The organism is Shewanella sp. GutCb (assembly GCF_002836135.1).
GTDB lineage: Bacteria > Pseudomonadota > Gammaproteobacteria > Enterobacterales > Shewanellaceae > Shewanella.
This window is the reverse complement of record NZ_PJBL01000068.1, coordinates 1-719: the sequence shown is the minus strand read 5'-3', so window position 1 is coordinate 719 and position 719 is coordinate 1. Positions and strand designations below refer to the sequence as shown.

Sequence of the window (719 nt, the reverse complement as noted above, 5' to 3'; positions counted from 1 at the left end):
CAGGTGCGAGTCGAACATTGCCAGGCGCCACTCTTTCTAAGATGGGTCTCGTAAGAGAGTGAACAGCCCGTTGCTAACGCAACGGGCTTTTTTACGTCTGCGATTTGGGTGTTTTTACGTTGATGAATTGCCGGAACGACAGAATGCAGAATGCAGGGGGCAGTAGCATCGGCATAATCGTGTTGTGGGCGATATAACCCAGTTGCGAATCGAACATTTTCAGGCGCCACTCTTTCTAAGATCGGTCTCGAAAGAGATTGAACAGCCCGTTGCTAACGCAATGGGCTTTTTTACGTCTGCGATTTGAGTGTTTTTACGTTGCTGAATTGACGGAACGACAGAGTGCAGTAGGCAAGATATTAGTGCTATGGCCGGAACTCAGAGCTAAGAGGGATTGGGTTTAAGATCCTGCTTAGTCTAGCGGCTCTGTTTCATGCTGTTTAATTCCATTCCTGTTTTATAGCGATCCCCTTATTAGTCGCTTATTTTGTTGATAATAAGAGGCTGACAAAAGCGAATGATCATGGGTGATACAGGGATGTAAACCTGAGGCATAAAGCTCAAAGTAATGATTATCCTGCCCTGCAAGTTTCCAATACTGTACTAGAATAAGGTTCCCCTACCGAGATTGCCTCATCAATTGAAGGGGCAAGTTGTGGATAACGCTGTGGGTAAGTGGTGGGTAGGATGTGGTTATCCGGTATCTGTTAAAAAAGGCT

The 719-nt window shown here is 45.8% G+C and carries 1 protein-coding gene; it reads right to left on the bottom strand.

What is annotated here, in order from left to right:
* On the bottom strand, positions 1 to 230 hold a 230-nt coding region (locus CXF86_RS22965; RefSeq protein WP_219622751.1), incomplete at its 3' end, for a hypothetical protein.
* Positions 231 to 719: the final 489 nt, after the last annotated feature.